Below are 16,352 nucleotides of genomic sequence, written 5' to 3'. Positions count from 1 at the left end.
CGATCGCGTATCTCCGGGACAGCCCTTGCTCCGGTTCGACCTTCCCCCTGATCCGCCAAGCGGGCTATCCCGCGTGCGCCATCTTTATCGCGATAGGCGGGGAGCGGCTCAGCGCGTCCGTCGATTGCCGTTACCGGGACATACGCATCGGAGAACCGCGCGCGTTCCGAATTCTGCTTCAGCAAGTGACCTGACCGGGGAGGGATCGAAGCATGCTGGCTATCTTGCAAAAAATCGGCAAATCGCTCATGCTGCCCGTCGCGGTGCTGCCGGCGGCGGCGATTTTGCTCCGGTTCGGCAACATCGATTATGCCAAGGACTTCGGCATGGGCGAATGGGGGGACTGGCTGAACCGCTATATCGCTCCCTTTCTGGATGCGGGCGGGTCCGCGATATTCGATCATCTGCCGCTGATCTTCGCGATCAGCATCGGGATCGGCATCGGCGGCGATGCCGTGGCGGCGCTCGCCGCGGTCGTCGGCTACCTGGTGCTGGACAACGTGATGCTCCGAATGCCTGTCGTGTTCGCGGACTGGTCCCATATGGCGAACGATTTGAATATGGGCGTGCTGGGCGGCATACTATCGGGACTCGTCGCCTCTTATTTTTACAAGCGATATTACCAGATTCAACTGCCCGGCTGGCTCGGCTTTTTCTCAGGCAAAAGATTCGTGCCGATCGTCACCTCCTGCGCCATGATCGTCGTCTCGGTGGGGCTGGGTTTCTTCTGGGGGCCCATCCAGCATGCGCTGGACAGCTTCGGAGACTGGGTAATAGACTTGGGCGGCATCGGCGCTTTCGTCTATATTACCGCCAATCGCCTGCTCCTGCCTTTCGGCCTTCACCATGTGTTGAACAACATCGCCTGGTTTCAGGTCGGCAGCTACGTAGACGCATCCGGTCATATCGTCAAAGGGGATTTGAATCGTTTTTTTTGCCGAAGACAAGCAAGCGGGGCTGCTTATGGTCGGTTTTTTTCCCATCATGATGTTCGCGCTCCCCCGCCACGGCGCTCGCGATCGTCCACAGTGCCAGCGCCAAGAAACGCAAAATGATCGCTTCGATTTTTTTAAGCGCCGCGCTTGCGTCCTTTTTTGACCGGCATCACCGAACCGCTGGAATTTGCGTTTATGTTCGTAGCGCCCGTCCTGTACGTGATTCATGCGCTGCTTGCGGGAATCAGCGGATACATTACGGTTGAACTGGGCGTAAGGCACGGCTTCGGCTTTTCTGCCGGGTTTATCGATTATGCCATCAATTTTCCGCTTGCTACCAAGCCATTGCTCATCTTGCCCATCGGCTTCTGCTTCGCGCTCTTCTATTACGCGCTGTTCCGGGTGATCATCGTCAAGTTCAATCTGATGACCCCGGGTCGGGAGCCCGACGACATTCCGGTCATAGCGGGCTTCGAATATGAGTCGGGCGGCAAGAACGGCGGCGGCGAATCGACCTCCCGCGCCGGCGATGACAAGCGCCCGCTCGTTTCCGCAGCCGATTCTGCCGGCAGACGCGAGCTCGCGGCTTCAGTAGCGGCAGCCTTCGGCGGGTCGGCTAATATCAGCAGCATCGACGCCTGCATCACGCGTCTGCGGTTGACGGTAAACGACGAGCGACTTGTCGACGATCTGGAGCTCAAGCGGCTGGGCGCGCTGGGCGTCATCCGATTAGGCAAGGGCTCGGTACAAGCCGTATTCGGGATGGAAGCCGAGAAGCTGAAGGATCAGATTAAAGCCATTTTGTAGGAGTGCAACAAAGATGAAAAAAAAATATACGGTTATGAATCCGTCGGGCATACATGCGCGTCCCGCGCTCAAAATTGTAGAAGCCGCCGTTCGCCACAGCTCCGACAGCTACCTGGTCAAGGACGGAGCCTCGTTTTTCGCGAAAAGCCTCGTTAACATGATCTCCATCGGCGCCAAATTCGGCGACGTGATCGAAGTCGTCGCGGAGGGCGAGGATTCGCAGGCGGCGGTCGAAGCCATCGGGGCCGTGCTGACGGCAGAGCACTAAGCGAGACGGCCGACGACCGTTCAGAATAGGAATTGGGAGGCATGGCTTATGCAGTTGAAAGGAATTCCCGCCTCGGCCGGCTTGTCGTGGGGACGCGCGATGCAAGTACCCGCCTCGGCGCGGCAGCCGGAGGCCGATACGATTGCGTCGCTGCTCGTCCCGGCGGAGCTGGATCGATTCGATGCGGCCGTCAAGCAATCCGGCGATGCGTTGGCGGCGATCCGGACCTCCCTGCTGGCGCATGGCCGCACGGAAGAGGCCGATATTATAGAGGTCCAATTATATTTGCTCGCGGATGGGGAGCTTATCGGAAAAGCGCGGGACAAAATCGAAAAAGCGCACTTTTCATGTCAAGCGGCGCTTCAGGAAGCGATGTCCGAGGCGCTCGGTATGTTGCACAGGCTCGATCCGGTTTCCTTCAAGGAACGGGCGCCGGATATCGAGGACGTCATCCAACGCATCCTTCGCGCGCTGAGGGGGGAGAAGGGCGTGCTCGAAGAGATCGTCGGCACGGAAAGCCTGATTCTTCTGTGCGACAATCTGTCGCCGTCCGAGGCGGTGCTGCTCGATCCACGAACGATAGCCGGCGTAGCGGTCGTACATGGAAGCGCTACCTCGCATTTCGCCATCATCGCGCGGTCGATAGGCATTCCGGCCGTCGTCGGGATCGGAGCGGACCTGCGCAGCATTCGAGACGGGCAGACGGTGCTGATCGACGGCTCGAACGGCACGTTGACCGTCGATCCTCCCGCAAGACAGCTTGCAGAGGACAGGCAAGCCGTATCGGCAGCCGGCGGCTGTAAGCCGCAAGGCGCTCTCCCGCTGCCGCTTCAAACGGCTGGCGACGACAGGCCGCTCCTCATGTCCAATATCAGCTCCGTATCCGAGGCCGTTGCCGCGCAAAATTACGGAGCGGACGGCATCGGCTTGTTCCGTACCGAATTTTTATTTATGGGCAGGGAAAATTTCCCTTCGGAGGACGAGCAGTTCGAAGCTTATCGCGCAGTCGTGTCGGCGTTTCCGGCCCAAACGCCGATCGTGATCCGCACGATGGACGTAGGCGGGGACAAGCCGCTCTCCTTGCTCAAGCTCGAGGAAGAAGACAATCCCTTTCTCGGCAACCGCGGCATGCGTATTTCATTAAAGAGGCAGGATCTGCTGCGCACGCAGTTGCGCGCGCTGCTGCGGGCCAGCGCATACGGCAATGTCAAGCTGCTGTTCCCGATGATCTCCACCGTCGATGAATGGAGACAAGCGACCGCCGTTGTAGAACAGGTCCAATCGGAGCTCGCGCAGTCTTGCATCCCTTTTAACCGCCATATCGAAAGAGGCGTGATGATCGAAGTTCCCTCGGCCGCCATCATGGCCGACAGACTGGCGCGGGAAGCCGACTTCTTCAGCATCGGCACCAATGATTTAATCCAGTACACGATGGCCGCCAACCGGAATTCCCCTTCTATGAAGGAACTGCTCGATCCGCTGCAGCCTGCCTTGCTGCGGCTCATTCATCGAATCATACGCTGCGCGCACGACCTGAACAAAAAAGGTGAGCATATGCGGCGAGATGGCGGGCGAGACCGCCGCCGTGCCGCTTCTGCTCGGCATGGGCCTGGACGTTTTCAGCGTCGGCAACGAGTCGTTATCGTCCATCGGATGGCAGCTCAGCCGGCAATCGGATCGCTGGGACAAGGCCTTCTTGAAGCAGGCGGCCGAGGCCGCAATGGATCTGGACGACGCGCGGTCCGTCCGCCGATACGTCGAAAGTCGTTTTCCGGAGCTTTACCATACAAGCTCTTAGACCGTTTTAGCATCTGCAAATCAGACAGCCCCGCCCGCGGGCCGGCTCTTGTGGGAGCAGGCCCAGCGGGCGGGGCTTCGTAGATTGACGTTAAAACTTATTGGGGAGTCGCTGGTTTCGCCGGCCCCGCATCCGTCAGTCCCACCGCCGCGTCGTACGCGTCGAAAATCTTCCGCGCGATCGGCGCCGCGCCCCAGCCGCCGTAGCCGCCCTCGGGAACGACGACCGCGACCGCGAGCTTCGGATCGTTCGCCGGCGCGTAGGCGATGAACACCGCGTTCTCGACGCGGCCGCCGCCGACGTCCTGCTCGGACGTGCCGGTCTTGCGCCGGAACGAGTACTTGAAGTCCTCGAAGCCCTGCACCTTGACCTGCGACATGCCGCTCTCGATCGTCTGCCAGTAGCTTTTCGGAAACTCGATCTTGTTCAGGATCTCAGCCTCGTAGCCTTGCACGACATTGCCGTCCGTATCCTCGATGCGGTCGACGAACTGCGGCTTCAGGCGCGTACCACGGCTCGCAAGCGTCGTCGCGTATTGCGCAAGCTGCAGCGCCGTGTACCGCCCTTGCTGGCCGAACGACGCATAGACGAGCGCGGACTGCGGACTGCCCCGCTTTGCCTCGATGAAGTAGTTGATCGAGCCCTTGGACTCGCCCGGCAGACCGCTCTCGGTCTTGACGCCGAGCCCGAACTCCTTCATGTATTTGTCCCAGACGTCCAGGCCTTTGGAGCCGTCGCGCAAATAGAGCTTGTTGCCCACCATGCCCGCCATATAGGCGTTCGAGGAATGGGCGATCGCCGACGCCGGCGTCAGCGTGCCGTTGGCCGCGCTGCCCGCGTTGCGAACGCGCGTCTTGTGGCCTTCGCGTCCGAACTCGAAGTAGCCCGGATCGGAAAACGTGGAGCCGGTCGTGATCAAGCCTTCGTTCAGGCCGAGCAAAATGGTGAGCGGCTTCTGCGTGGAGCCGAGGTTGACGAGCGAGGAAGGATGCTTCTTGCGCTCCTTCTCGTCCGCATAGGGCGCCTGGACCTCGCGAATCGCGCCGTTGCTCAAATAAAACTTGAATTGCTCGTAGTTTTTCGAGCTGATGCCGCCCTGCCACACGTTCGCGTCGTAGTCCGGCATGCTCGCCATGGCGACGACTTTGCCCGTCTTGACCTCCATCGCCACCGCGTACCCGGTCTTGGCGTTCGGCGCGCGCTCCTGCTTGTTGTTCGACGTGCGGATCTGCTGCAGGTGTTCGGCGATCGCGTTTTGCGTTGCCAGCTGCACGTCCTTGTTGATCGTCAGGAACAGGTTGTCCCCTTTGACCGGCTTGGTCAGCTCCATCGGACCGATGATCTGGCTCTGATTGTTGACCGGATAGGTTTTCAGCCCGTTGCGGCCGCGCAGCTCGGACTGATACATAAGCTCGAGACCGTCGAAGCCGACGTCCTCCGTATCCAGATACTTGAGCGTCGGGTCTTCCTGGCCTTTGTTGATATCCTTGTAAAAATCAAGGGAGGTCGCCCCCGACAGCTGCTTCATATAGCCGACGAGCTGCGTCGCGACGCGCTCTGTGCTGTACTGGCGGATGCTCTCTTCTACGATGTCCACGCCCTTGAACTCATCGCGGTGCTCGCTGAAGTAGGCGATCTCCTGATCCGTCAGCCCCGACTTGATCCGCCGCTGCTGGAACGGGTAATGCACCTTGCCCTCGAAGTCCATGTCCTCGAAGATCTCGGCCGCCGTGAGCGGCTCTTTCGTTTTATCCCCGTACAATTTGAATGCTTCCTCGATGCGCGCGGACATCGCCTGTCCTTCCGCTTTTTTGGTGCCCGGCTCGAGCGTGAAGTAGAGCGACTGCGTCGAAGTGGAATAAGCGATCGGAAACCCCGTCGAATCGTAAATGTTGCCGCGGATCGGCGGGATCGATACGTCTTTGGTCGCCAGCTGATGCTCCTGATCCTTCAGATTCGGCCCTTCGACGAATTGCAGGTAGGCGAGGCGAATGATCAACACCGAGAATAGTCCGAATACGGTAAAAAAGAAAAAGTTCAGACGGATGCTGAAGTGACGGCGGTTGCGGAGGACTCTCCGCTCCGCCTCTTCCGTCAGCTTGTCGCTCATAGAAAACATCCTCCTGTTGATACTGCGCCCGCATGCGGGCTAACCGCCTAGTCGAGTGACAGGCAAACATCTATGCGCGGCATTCGCGGCAGCGCATGCCGCCAGCGGGCATAGCGTACGCATGACCTGCACCCAATAGCGGAGCTTTTTTCCGCTAGCGACTCGCAGGCACACGCGCCCCGGCGACATAGCGGAACTTTTTTCCGCTAACGGCTCGCACACACTCGCGACCCGGCGACATAGCGGAACTTTTTTCCGCTAACGGCTCGCACACACTCGCGACCCGGCGACATAGCGGAACTTTTTTCCGCTAACGGCTCGCACACACTCGCGACCCGACGCCATAGCGGAACTTTTTTCCGCTAACAGCTCGCAGAGACTCGCGACCCGGCGCCATAGCGGAACCTTCTTCCGCTAGCGGCTCGCATGCACTCGCGACTCGGCGCCACGGCTTCAATTTCCCGCTCCTGCCTACGCCGAGCGAATGTGCGTATCTTCGAAGCGCGGCGGATTAAACCAATCGCCCGTCTTCGCCCATGTCGAATCGAGCGGGATCCACTCGCCGCGGTCGCCGAGCAATACTTCGTTCCAGGCATGCGGGCCGTAGCCGCCCTGCCCGTCGTAGCCCTGGCCGGTCACGACGCGTACGTTCAGGCCGACTGATCGCGCCATGGCCGCGTACAACCTGGCATAGTCGATGCACACGCCTTCGCGGGTACGAAACGTATCCTCCGGCGACTGCTCGCGCCACTCCCCGCGCCGCTCATAGGCTTCGGCCTTCGCGTCGTCGTAGGCGACGCGGGTGCCGACCCAATCGTACAGCGCCCTCGCCTTCGCCTCGTCGCCGTCGGCTTGCGCCGTCACTTCCTTCGCCGCGCTAACGATGTCCGTCGGCAGGTCGGCGTCGATAATGTCGTACCGCTTCTGCCACAGCTTATCCATCTCGCCCTGCATCGAAGCGGCGAGCACCGGCAGCCGCTCGGTCAGCAGATCGCCGGCCGCAGGCCGGATAATCTGCGCGGCCGCCTCCCGATACAGCGCGGACTGCTCGATATACTGCGCGAACACGCTCTGCGGGGACAACGCGCAGTAGGCGAACAGGACGGCGGTCACGAGGATCGCACGTCCTCCGCCCAGCGCCGCGCCGATGAGACCGCCGACGGTCCGGCTGACCGGCCCGCCGCCGGGTACAAGAACAAAAGGCGCGGCGCCCGCGCGAATGAGCAGCGAGGAGACCGTGCCAAGCACATACCGAAGCAGCAAGTAGGCGATCAAAAACAAAACGGCAAAGCGCAGCAGCGGGAGATCCCGCACGCCCGAGTAGGCGGTGTAGCCCAGTTGACGCCAGGTCGAAGCATCGGCCGCGGGCATCTCCCAATCGCGCGCCGCGAGCCAGCGCTGGACGCCAGGCGACGCCGCCGAAGCGCACCAGGCGGCAGCCCCCATCGCCCCAAGCGTCAGGAGCGCGCCCGACAGAAACAGAAACAGTTGCTTGGCGGAGCCCTTGGCGCCCCGCCTCATGCCTTGGAGCAGGGACACCGCTACGAGCGCAAGCAGCGCGATAGTGACGAAGTTCCCGTCCAGCCAGTTCATTTCGATGCTTGAAGCGCCGTCGTCACGAAGTCGCGGACGGGCCCTTCCATTTTCCACGTACCAAGCGATACGCCCCGGAACTTCACGTCCACCTCGCCGGCGTTCGGAGTGCCCTTCAATTCCAGATTCGGAGATTTGACGAGATAGGTGCCGTCCGGGTTCAATGTATAGGTCGCTTTTTTTAGCTTCCTCGGCCATCGCCTTGGATGCCTCGTCCTTCACGGCCGACGTCGCGGTCTCCACGACCTGCCCGCCGATCTCCTTCAGATCGTTCACCGTATAGCCGCCGTAAACGACGACGCCTACGACGATCGCAGCGGCAAGCACCCATTTCAGCACGGTCTTAACCACGTTCAATATGACCAGCAGCGCGACGACCGCGATCAGGATCAATACCCAGTGATCGGTGACGAACTGCTTCCAGGCCTCGGGTTCGAAGCTCATAAGATCTCCTCCATAGCTATAAATCTGTACTCTATTATACTTTACAGATTTGTCCCGCGTAAAACCCCGGACTTAGGACCGGAATTTAAAAGCTTGCTCGCCGCGGCGGCGAAGCCGGTCCTCCGTCGTGTTAAAAACGTATAGATGAACCCACTTGGCGCTCATTCGGATGGACAGCGGCACGACCGCGATGACCAGCGCGGCGCCCGCGGCCAACGCGATCCAGTAGGCGGTGCCGATCTGTCCGCCCAGCAGCGTCTCGGGGACCGCCCAGCGCATCGCCGTGCCCGGCAAAAAATAAGCGGCAAATCCGACGGGGAAGTACAACCATCCGAGAAGAGAGCTTCGCAGCGTACAAGTCTGCAAAAATGCAATCGCGCTGACGAACAGCCCGCACAGAAAATAAGCGGCCAGTACATAAAATATGCTGCCGATCCGGCCGCCATGCGAAAAGTAGTCAAGCCCTGCGCTGCCGCCCAGCGCGAAGCCTGCAGCCAAGATGGCCAGCAAGCCTCCCGATGCGCGCAGCACGAACGCCCACACGGCGAGAAATCTCGCCAGCAGCAGACGATGACGCGGATACGGGAGTCCCAGCCACCATTCCAGCCTGCGTTTGTTCGCGTCGTGGGAAGTCTGGATCGCGATCGCCAGCGACGGCACGATACAAGGGATGACCAGCATCGCCCGCAGCGCGCTCAACGTAACTAGCGGCTCCCGGGCGCCGAGATAGCCGCCGACGCCAGCTAGCAGAAGAAACCCTGCGTAAACGAGTCGCACCGGCTTGAGCGATGACCAGTAGGCGTACCGCGAACGCTCCAATGCATACAGCGCGGCGAATCCCGTTCCGATGCGTCCGCTTTCGAAGGCTGCGGTTTTGCGCGCGCGACGCCCGCTCCCGAAGCCGAAGCTGCCGGGCCGATGCCGGGCGAGATCGGGAATCCCATAACGGACTGCCAGCCAGAGGCAGAAGCGATAGGCCGCCGCGGCAAGCAGGGCGCCTCCGATCGCATATTGAACGATGCGGCCGGCGCCGAGATAAGGCGCCGCGGCTTTCTCGAGACTCGAGAGGAGGCCGAACAAGCCGAAAGGTAAGATCGTTACGACAATCCATGGAACGAGGAGCCATCTCCGCCAGCCGTAATACATGCCCAGCAGGCTGTACCCCGCAAATGTGCCGAGCGGGACGAGCGCGGCATACAGGGGCGCGTGAGCGAGCGCGAGAACCGCAAGTTCGCCGCCGCCGGGCATCTTCCCCGTCCCGTCTTGTACGGCGAGCAGAACGACGCCATGTCCGATACATACGAGCCATATGCCGGCGGCGGCGACGTACTGAATGCCGCAAGCCGCGATCAGTTTGGCCTTGACCAGACTTGACCGCGGGACGGGCAGGCCGAGCCACCATTCCCGGAACCCGTTCTCCCATACGGTCATCGCCATGCCGCCGCCCGTATACATCGCGATCAAGAAGACGAGCAAGGCGCCAAGCGCGAAGATCGATTGTGCGGAAAAGCCGTCTCCGAAACAGATCAACGAGGCGACGAGCAGCGCGACCAGGGCCAGGCCCCAGTAGGCGAACGATGCGGCGTCCCTCGGCAGCATCGTGCGATAAGCCCGCCATTCGAGCATGAGCAGCGCCTTGTCGGCCGGCTCCAGCCGGAGCCGTTCGCGCATCCGGTCGCCCGCGCTCATGCGAACACGTCCCGGTAACACGATTCGACCGACCGTCCGTTTGCCCGAAGCGTTTCTACGTCATGACACCCGAGCATGCGCCCTTCGCCGATGAGCACGATCCGGTCGAACAGGTTTTCCATCTCGCGAATATCGTGCGTGGCGATCAGGAACGTGCGCTCCCCGTCCGCCAACTCGCCGACCACGGCCTGCGCGATCGACTCCCGCGACACCATGTCGACGCCGGCGAACGGCTCGTCGAGAATGATGATCGGCGCCTGCCGGGACAGACAAGTCAGCAATTGAAGCCGCGCTTCCTGGCCCCGCGACATCGATCCGATCCGCTGTCCGCGATCCACGTCCAGCTTGACGATCAGCTCCTCCATCCGCGCCTCGCTCCAGTCGGGATAGAGCCCCGCCGCGAGCCGCAGCCACTCTCCGGCGCCGAGATGCGGCGGCAACTGTCCCCGGTCCGGCAGGAATGACAGCACGCCGAGCCGCTCAGGACCCGCAGGGGCGCAGAACAGCTCCGCGCGTCCGCCATCGGGCGGGAACATGCCCGTCAGAATGCGCATCAGCGACGACTTGCCCGCGCCGTTCGGACCGAGCAGGCCCGCAAGGCTGCCGACCGGTATCTCGAAGGATACGCCGTCGAGCACGATTTTCTTTTTAACGCGCAGCGTCACGTCCACGCAACGAATGGCCGGCGCCTTCGCTGCGGCGACGTTAGGAATATTGAAGTCCGGATTTCGCATATCCGCCATGACGATCACTCCTTTTCGCGGGCTAACGCCAATAATTGGTCGAGCGTCAAGCCGATCGAACGGGCCGTCTCCTCCAGCTTCGCAACCGCTTCTCTAGCCAGCGCTCTGCGCGAGAGCCCGATTACCGCTTCGTCTTCCGTCACGAACGTTCCTTGCCCCCTGTGCGTTACGATTAATCCCGGGCGTTCCAGCTCCTGATACGTCTTCATGATCGTCGTCGGATTGACGCGCAGGCTCGCCGCAGCCTCCCGGACGGAGGGCAGACGCGTCCCCGGCTCGAGCTCGCCTCTGGCGATCATCGCGCGCACCTGCTCTACGAACTGCTCGTAGAGGGGCCGTGACGGATCGAGCCTGAAGTCCTCCGGCTTCCACATGCGGATCGGCGGCATCGCCACACCCCGTTTTCTTTGTGTGAAGTGTATGATTACACACCATACACTATAGGCGTAGTGTACCATACTCCGCCATACACTTTCAATCCCGCTTTTCCGCGAAAGGTCATATCCTCGTCCGACACGGCGTACAAGTAGGAATAACGTTTAAGACGCCCGTCCCGCGTCTTTGCAAATGGAGGCGAACGCAGGTGAGGATGGCCATCTGGCTGTATTTGTTTTTATTCGTCGCGTTCTTCGATCTGCACGCCCAGTATCCGATGCTCACGCCATTTGCCGTGTCGCTCGGGGCTGCGCCGTCGTTCATCGGCCTGGTGATGGGGATGTACTCGCTCACGCATCTGCCCGGCAACCTGCTGGCGGGATACGGAGTCGACCGGTACGGGAGCCGATTTTTTATCTCTGCCAGTCTCGTCGGCGCGGGCGTGCTGCTGCTGCTGCAGTCGAGAGTCACCGATCCCTGGCACCTGCTCTACGTCCGTTCGATAAGCGGATTCGTGCTCGCCTTCCTGTCTCCCGCCTGTCTGTCCCTGCTGGCGAAGCTGACGCGGAATCACATTCAGCGCGGCAAATTGATGGCGGGCAACGGGCTCGTCCACACGGTCGCCTCCGTCGTATCGCCGGCGGCAGGCGCCTATCTTGCAGCCAAGGTCGGCTTCGCGCAGTCTTTCGCGCTTCTCGGCTGGGGGCTGCTCGCCACGGGCCTGCTGTCGCTCTGGTTCGTGCGGGATCCTCGGCGGGACGCCGATGCGGATGTCGCTGCCGACGGGGCCGATGCCGCGAGCGAAGCCGCGCTGGCGGAGCAAGCTTCGGTCGGCGCGCCTGCTCCGGCCTTACAAGCGGAAGAAGATTCGGCCGGGTCCGCGACGCGCAGGTTCCCTTGGGCGGTATTCCTGCTGCCCGTAGCTATGGCGTTCGCGCAGGGCATACTTTCCTTCGAGCTGCCGCTGCGGGCGATCTCGGCCGAAGACGGCGGCGTGCTGACGACCGGCATCTTGTTTTCCGTCGTGAGCCTGGGCGCGCTGGCAACGCTCGGCCTGCTGTTTTTGCAGCGTTACCTGCCCTATTCGCGCTGCATCATCGGCGTGCTGCTGCTCGCGCTCGCTTACTACGGGCTCGCGTCGGACTGGCCGGTACCCATGATGGCGCTGCTGTTCGCGGTCGGCATGGCCAAAGGCGTCGTGTTCCCCGCGATGACGTCGTTTCTGCTGCAGCTCAGCGGTCCGGCGCGATACGGCCGGACATTCTCGCTCATGGCGATCGCCTCGTCCGTCGGCGCCTTCCTCGGTCCGGTGGCGGCAGGCGCTACGCGCGGGCATTTATCGCCGTTTTTCCTGTCCTTCGCCATCCTCATGCTTGCGCTGGTGGCGCTGGCCCCCAAGCCCGCGTACAGGGAAGGCTGGCATCCGCAGCCGGCAGTACCCCACGCTTAGCGCAAAAGTGACTGTACCAGGCAGTTGGAAAGATGCCGGAATCGTTGAACGGGACGAAGCAGAGGCGTATCCTGCTTCGTCCCGTTTGCGCTTTTGGTCTACGGCTACTTTTTTTGAGCAGCTTAGCGGGGGAGACGATGCCGTCCGACCGCGGGCTTATCTTGTCCAAAAGTAGTCTCAGTCGGCACTTCTTCGCACTCCCACCCAACCGGCGCATGGAAATTAGTCTCAGGCGGCACTTCTTCGCACTCCCGACCAACCGGCGCATGGAAATTAGTCTCAGGCAGCACTTCTCCGCACTCCCGCCCAACCGGCGCATGGAAATTAGTCTCAGGCGGCACTTCTTCGCACTCCCGACCAACCGGCGCGTCGAAAGGTGCGAAGGCGCACTTTCACTCCAGTGGCACCATTTCGCCCCCCGACACCCGCGCATCCGACACCTGCGCGCCCGGCACTGGCAGCGCCGGCGGCGCGCCCCCTGCGCTCCGCCTTGGCCTCTCTCTGCCTGCGGCGACGCACGCCTCACCCCGTCTCCCGCTCCTCCCTGCCCTGCGAATGCAGATACAGCTCCTCGTAGTACCCATGCTGCTCGAGCAGCTCGGCATGGCTGCCGGCTTCGACGATGCGCCCGCCGCTCATGACGATGATGCGGTCGGCGCGCATGACGGTCGAGAGGCGATGCGCGATGACGAGCGTCGTCCGCTCCCGCGACACGACCCGCAGCGCGCGCTGGATCAGGTGCTCGGTGTACGAGTCGAGGTTGGCCGTCGCTTCGTCGAGGACGAGGATCTTCGGCTTGAACACGATGATCCGCGCGAACGAGATCATCTGGCGTTCGCCCGCCGACAGCCCGCTCCCGCGCTCCGACAGCATCGTGTCGTAGCCGTCCTTCAGCCGGCCGATCAGATCGTCGGCGCCGACGAACTTGCAGGCGCGAATGACTTCCTCGCGCGCGATCTCTTCGTCGAACATGCGAATGTTGTCGACGATGCTGCCCGAATACAAGTACGGCTCCTGCTGTACGAGCCCGACGAGCCGGTGCAGCGACGACTGCCGAAGCGTCCGGATGTCCGTGCCGTCGATTCGGACATCGCCTTCCCACACATCGTAGAAACGGCACAGCAGGCTGATCAGCGAGCTTTTGCCGGCGCCGGTCGTGCCGACGATGCCGATCATCTCGCCCGGCGCGATATGCAGATCCAGGTCGTGCAGGACGGGCACGCCCTGCTGGTAGCCGAACCGGACATGATTGAAGTCGATCCGCCCGGCGACCTGATCGAGTGGCAGCGCCCGCGTTTCCTTCGCGTCCTCGATCTCCGGCTTGACGGCGAACAGGCTCCAGATGCGCCCGACCGAGACCGTAGTCGATTGCAGCGTGTTCCACTGCGAAGTAATCGTGCTGATCGGCTGGAAAAACTGGCGAATGTACGTGATGAAGGCATAGAGTACGCCGAATTCGATCGCGCTGTTGAACACCGCAACGCCGCCCAGCCAGGTGACGAGCGCGATGGACAGACTGCCCAGAATGTCGAACGAACGGTTGAACAGCACGTTGGTGCGAATTTCGCGCAGATTGGCCCGCAGGTACTTCCGGTTGTTGTCGGTAAACCGGTTTTGCTGCTCCCTTTCCTGATGGAACGCCTGGATCAGGTTCATGCCCGCCAGGTTTTCCGCCGCGAACGCGATCAGGCGCGACAGCGCCGCGCGGGAGATCTGGTACGTTTTTCGCATATACGTCCGGAAGCCGATCGCGATGAGCGCGATGACCGGCAGCAAAATAAGGCAGTAAAGCGTAAGCGTGACATCGAGCTGGAACATGATCGCGATGATAAAAACAAGCGTCAGGCCGTCGCGCACGAGCGAGAGGAGCACCTGCGAGAAAAACTGGTTCAACGTCTCCGTATCGCTCGACACGTTCGTGATCAGGCTGCCCGCCGGCATCCGGTCGAAGAACGACATCGACTGCTTGCCGACATGCGCGAACAGGTCCTTGCGAATGCGGCCGATAATGTTTTGGCCGAGATATTGCAGCAGATTGTTTTGCAAATAAGTGAAAAGAAAGCCGGAAAGCGCCAGCCCCAAATAGATCGCGCAAATAACGAGCAGCGTGCCGTAATCGTCCCGGCCCTTCAGAATGTTGTCGTCGATGGCGACCTTGACGAGGTAAGGCTGCGCCAGATCGGCCGCGATGGCCAGCACCGTGCAGCAGAAGACGAGAAAAAGGAAAGCCTGTGCGGCCGAATGTAGCCAAAAAATGCGCGAAAGGCGGCCTTTTGAGCAACGGACGATCTTGGGTCGGCGGAACTCCGGTCGGCGGAACTCCGGTCGGCGGAACTCCGGTCGGCGGAACTCCGGTCGGCGGCGGAACGTTGATCAACGGGCGGTCGGTTCTGCATCTTCGCGGCCTCCCTCCTGCTGAATGGCGTACAACGTCGCATAAAGGCCTTCTTGCGCGAGCAGCTCGCCGTGCTTGCCCCGCTGTACGATGCGTCCTTCGTCCATGACGACGATCTCGTCCGCATGCTTGAGGGCGCTGATCCGGTGCGCGATGATGATCGTCGTCTTCCCCTTGCGGGCTTTGCGGATGCCGTCGATGATCCGCTTCTCGGTGACCGCGTCGACGGCGCTGACGCTGTCGTCCATGATGAGCACCGGCGCGTCCTTGATGAGGCCCCGGGCGAGCCCCGTCCGCTGGCGCTGTCCGCCGGAGAGCGTGACGCCCCGCTCGCCGAGTCTCGTGTCGAAGCTCTCCGGCAGCTCGGCGATCGAGCCGTAGATTTGCGCCTGCCTCGCAGCCTTCTCTATCGTGGGCAGCTCCGTATCGCGCTTGTAAAAAGCGATGTTGTCGCGAATCGTCGTGCTGAACAGGAAGCCATCCTGGGGCACGTAGGCGATCTGGGCGCGCAAACTCTCGAGCGTAAAGTCCCGGATGTCCGCGCCTGCGATGCGGACCGTGCCGGCCGGCGGATCGTACGCGCGCAGCAGCAGCTTGACGAGCGTCGTCTTGCCGCTGCCCGTCTTGCCCAGGATGCCGAGCGTCCGGCCCGGCGCGATGTCGAGGCTGATATCGCGCAGCGACGGCCGCTCGGCATCGGGGTATGCGAAGCGAAGTCCGCGTATGCTGATCGACGCTTCGTCGAGACTGCGATGCCTCGCTCCCTCCGTTTCCCGAATGTCGGGCTCGACCGCCATCAGATCGCCGATCCGCTCGAGCGATGCGCGCGAGCGCTGCATCGTGTTGATGACGTTGCCGATCGACTGCAGCGGCGCGACCATCATGCGGATGTACAAAGTGAGCTCGACGAAGTTGCCCAGCGTGATCGTATGCCGAATGGTCAGGTACCCGCCATAGGCGATCGTCACGATCATGGAGAGCGCGCCGAGAAACGGGATGATGGCTTGAAAAAGCGAAGAGACGCGCACGAGGCGCAGCTGGTTGTCGCGGATGCGGTCGACCGCCTCTCCGAAGCGCCGGTTCATGGTCTCTTCGGCCGCGAACTTTTTTGGTTACCCGAATACCGCCGAATTGCTCCTCCGCCGACTCCGTCATTTTGCCGAGCGAGTCCTGGACGTTCAGCGAACGCTTGCGGATGACGGGACCGAACCGCGTCACGATCCAGGGGATCAGCAGCAGCGGCAGCACGCAGACGAGGACGAGACGGAGCGGAATGTCGCTGAGCGTCATCATCACCATCGCCGACAGGATGAGAATCGTCGCGTTGGTCGTCTGGTTAATGCCCATGGAGATCGATTCCCGAACGGCGGTTACGTCGTTCATCACGTAGCTGAGCAGCTTGCCGACACCGTTTTTGGAGTAGAAACGCTCGCTCAGCGTGGTGAAGTGGGCAAAAAGTTTTTTGCGCATGTCGAACTCGTACAATCGGCCGAGCCGCATGACGACGTACTGGCCCGCCCCGGCCAGCACGCCGAACGCGACGCCGACCGCCAGCAAGGCCAGACTGTAATCGACGATCGCATCGTGGGACAGCTTGCCCTGCTGAAGGCGGTCCGTGAAGCTGCCGAGCAATCGCGGGTAGTAGGACTGAATCGCATTGCCCGCCGCGATGAGCAGAATCGCAAAACCGTAAACATGCCATTTCGACTTGATGTAATCCCTGAGTATCCGCTTCGGCTTCAACC

The 16,352-nt window shown here is 61.6% G+C and carries 9 protein-coding genes and 3 pseudogenes; 5 read left to right on the top strand and 7 right to left on the bottom strand.

What is annotated here, in order from left to right; all coding sequences use genetic code 11:
- Positions 1–212: 212 nt before the first annotated feature.
- From OMP40_RS38455 to ptsP, 4 genes and pseudogenes are all read left to right on the top strand, one after another.
- A pseudogene (locus OMP40_RS38455) lies at positions 213–1,166 on the top strand (PTS transporter subunit EIIC); the annotation flags it as partial.
- Between the two features lie 195 nt (positions 1,167–1,361).
- The gene (locus tag OMP40_RS38450; protein WP_277539755.1) at positions 1,362–1,742 is read left to right on the top strand and encodes a glucose PTS transporter subunit EIIB; all 381 of its coding nucleotides are present in this window, start codon (positions 1,362–1,364) and stop codon (positions 1,740–1,742) included.
- Positions 1,743–1,755: 13 nt separating this feature from the next.
- Positions 1,756–2,010 carry an HPr family phosphocarrier protein gene (locus tag OMP40_RS38445; RefSeq protein ID WP_277539493.1) on the top strand — a complete coding sequence of 85 codons (255 nt, stop codon included), beginning with the start codon at positions 1,756–1,758 and terminating at the stop codon, positions 2,008–2,010.
- A gap of 48 nt (positions 2,011–2,058) precedes the next feature.
- Positions 2,059–3,891 carry a phosphoenolpyruvate--protein phosphotransferase gene (gene ptsP, locus OMP40_RS38440; RefSeq protein WP_277539492.1) on the top strand — a complete coding sequence of 611 codons (1,833 nt, stop codon included), beginning with the start codon at positions 2,059–2,061 and terminating at the stop codon, positions 3,889–3,891.
- 14 nt (positions 3,892–3,905) lie between these two features.
- On the opposite strand, the gene OMP40_RS38435 is transcribed toward ptsP, so the two are convergent.
- The 5 genes from OMP40_RS38435 to OMP40_RS38415 form a co-directional block, all read right to left on the bottom strand.
- Positions 3,906–5,918: a peptidoglycan D,D-transpeptidase FtsI family protein gene (locus OMP40_RS38435; RefSeq protein WP_277539491.1), complete on the bottom strand. Its 2,013-nt coding sequence runs from the start codon at positions 5,916–5,918 to the stop codon at positions 3,906–3,908.
- 471 nt (positions 5,919–6,389) lie between these two features.
- Entirely contained in the window at positions 6,390–7,955 is a 1,566-nt protein-coding gene (locus OMP40_RS38430; protein ID WP_277539490.1) for a transglutaminase domain-containing protein, read from the bottom strand.
- Between the two features lie 72 nt (positions 7,956–8,027).
- On the bottom strand, positions 8,028–9,644 hold the full coding sequence (locus OMP40_RS38425; RefSeq protein WP_277539489.1) for a hypothetical protein: 1,617 nt from the start codon (positions 9,642–9,644) through the stop codon (positions 8,028–8,030).
- Complete coding sequence (locus OMP40_RS38420) at positions 9,641–10,387, bottom strand: ABC transporter ATP-binding protein (RefSeq protein ID WP_277539487.1); 747 nt, start codon at positions 10,385–10,387, stop codon at positions 9,641–9,643. Before OMP40_RS38420 ends, OMP40_RS38425 begins: the two co-directional genes overlap by 4 nt.
- A gap of 5 nt (positions 10,388–10,392) precedes the next feature.
- Positions 10,393–10,776 (bottom strand): GntR family transcriptional regulator, encoded by a 384-nt coding sequence (locus OMP40_RS38415; protein WP_277539486.1) that lies wholly within the window; start codon positions 10,774–10,776, stop codon positions 10,393–10,395.
- Positions 10,777–10,970: 194 nt separating this feature from the next.
- Between OMP40_RS38415 and OMP40_RS38410 the strand changes: the two genes are divergently transcribed.
- On the top strand, positions 10,971–12,212 hold the full coding sequence (locus OMP40_RS38410; RefSeq protein WP_277539484.1) for an MFS transporter: 1,242 nt from the start codon (positions 10,971–10,973) through the stop codon (positions 12,210–12,212).
- 522 nt (positions 12,213–12,734) lie between these two features.
- Here OMP40_RS38410 and OMP40_RS38405 read toward each other — a convergent pair.
- A pseudogene (locus OMP40_RS38405) lies at positions 12,735–14,608 on the bottom strand (ABC transporter ATP-binding protein).
- Positions 14,586–16,350 (bottom strand): annotated as a pseudogene (locus tag OMP40_RS38400) (ABC transporter ATP-binding protein). The pseudogenes OMP40_RS38405 and OMP40_RS38400 overlap by 23 nt, the downstream one beginning before the upstream one ends.
- Positions 16,351–16,352: the final 2 nt, after the last annotated feature.

Source organism: Cohnella rhizosphaerae (genome assembly GCF_029525575.1).
GTDB classification, from domain to species: domain Bacteria; phylum Bacillota; class Bacilli; order Paenibacillales; family Paenibacillaceae; genus Cohnella; species Cohnella rhizosphaerae.
This window is presented reverse-complemented; position numbering and strand designations above follow the sequence as displayed.

Excerpts from the sequence above, each read along its gene's own strand:
- OMP40_RS38435 (WP_277539491.1), bottom strand. The coding sequence starts at position 5,918 with ATGAGCGACAAGCTGACGGAAGAGGCGGAGCGGAGAGTCCTCCGCAAC.
- OMP40_RS38430 (WP_277539490.1), bottom strand. The coding sequence starts at position 7,955 with ATGAGCTTCGAACCCGAGGCCTGGAAGCAGTTCGTCACCGATCACTGG.
- OMP40_RS38425 (WP_277539489.1), bottom strand. The coding sequence starts at position 9,644 with ATGAGCGCGGGCGACCGGATGCGCGAACGGCTCCGGCTGGAGCCGGCC.
- OMP40_RS38445 (WP_277539493.1), top strand. The coding sequence starts at position 1,756 with ATGAAAAAAAAATATACGGTTATGAATCCGTCGGGCATACATGCGCGT.
- ptsP (WP_277539492.1), top strand. The coding sequence starts at position 2,059 with ATGCAGTTGAAAGGAATTCCCGCCTCGGCCGGCTTGTCGTGGGGACGC.
- OMP40_RS38415 (WP_277539486.1), bottom strand. The coding sequence starts at position 10,776 with ATGCCGCCGATCCGCATGTGGAAGCCGGAGGACTTCAGGCTCGATCCG.
- OMP40_RS38450 (WP_277539755.1), top strand. The coding sequence starts at position 1,362 with ATGACCCCGGGTCGGGAGCCCGACGACATTCCGGTCATAGCGGGCTTC.
- OMP40_RS38420 (WP_277539487.1), bottom strand. The coding sequence starts at position 10,387 with ATGGCGGATATGCGAAATCCGGACTTCAATATTCCTAACGTCGCCGCA.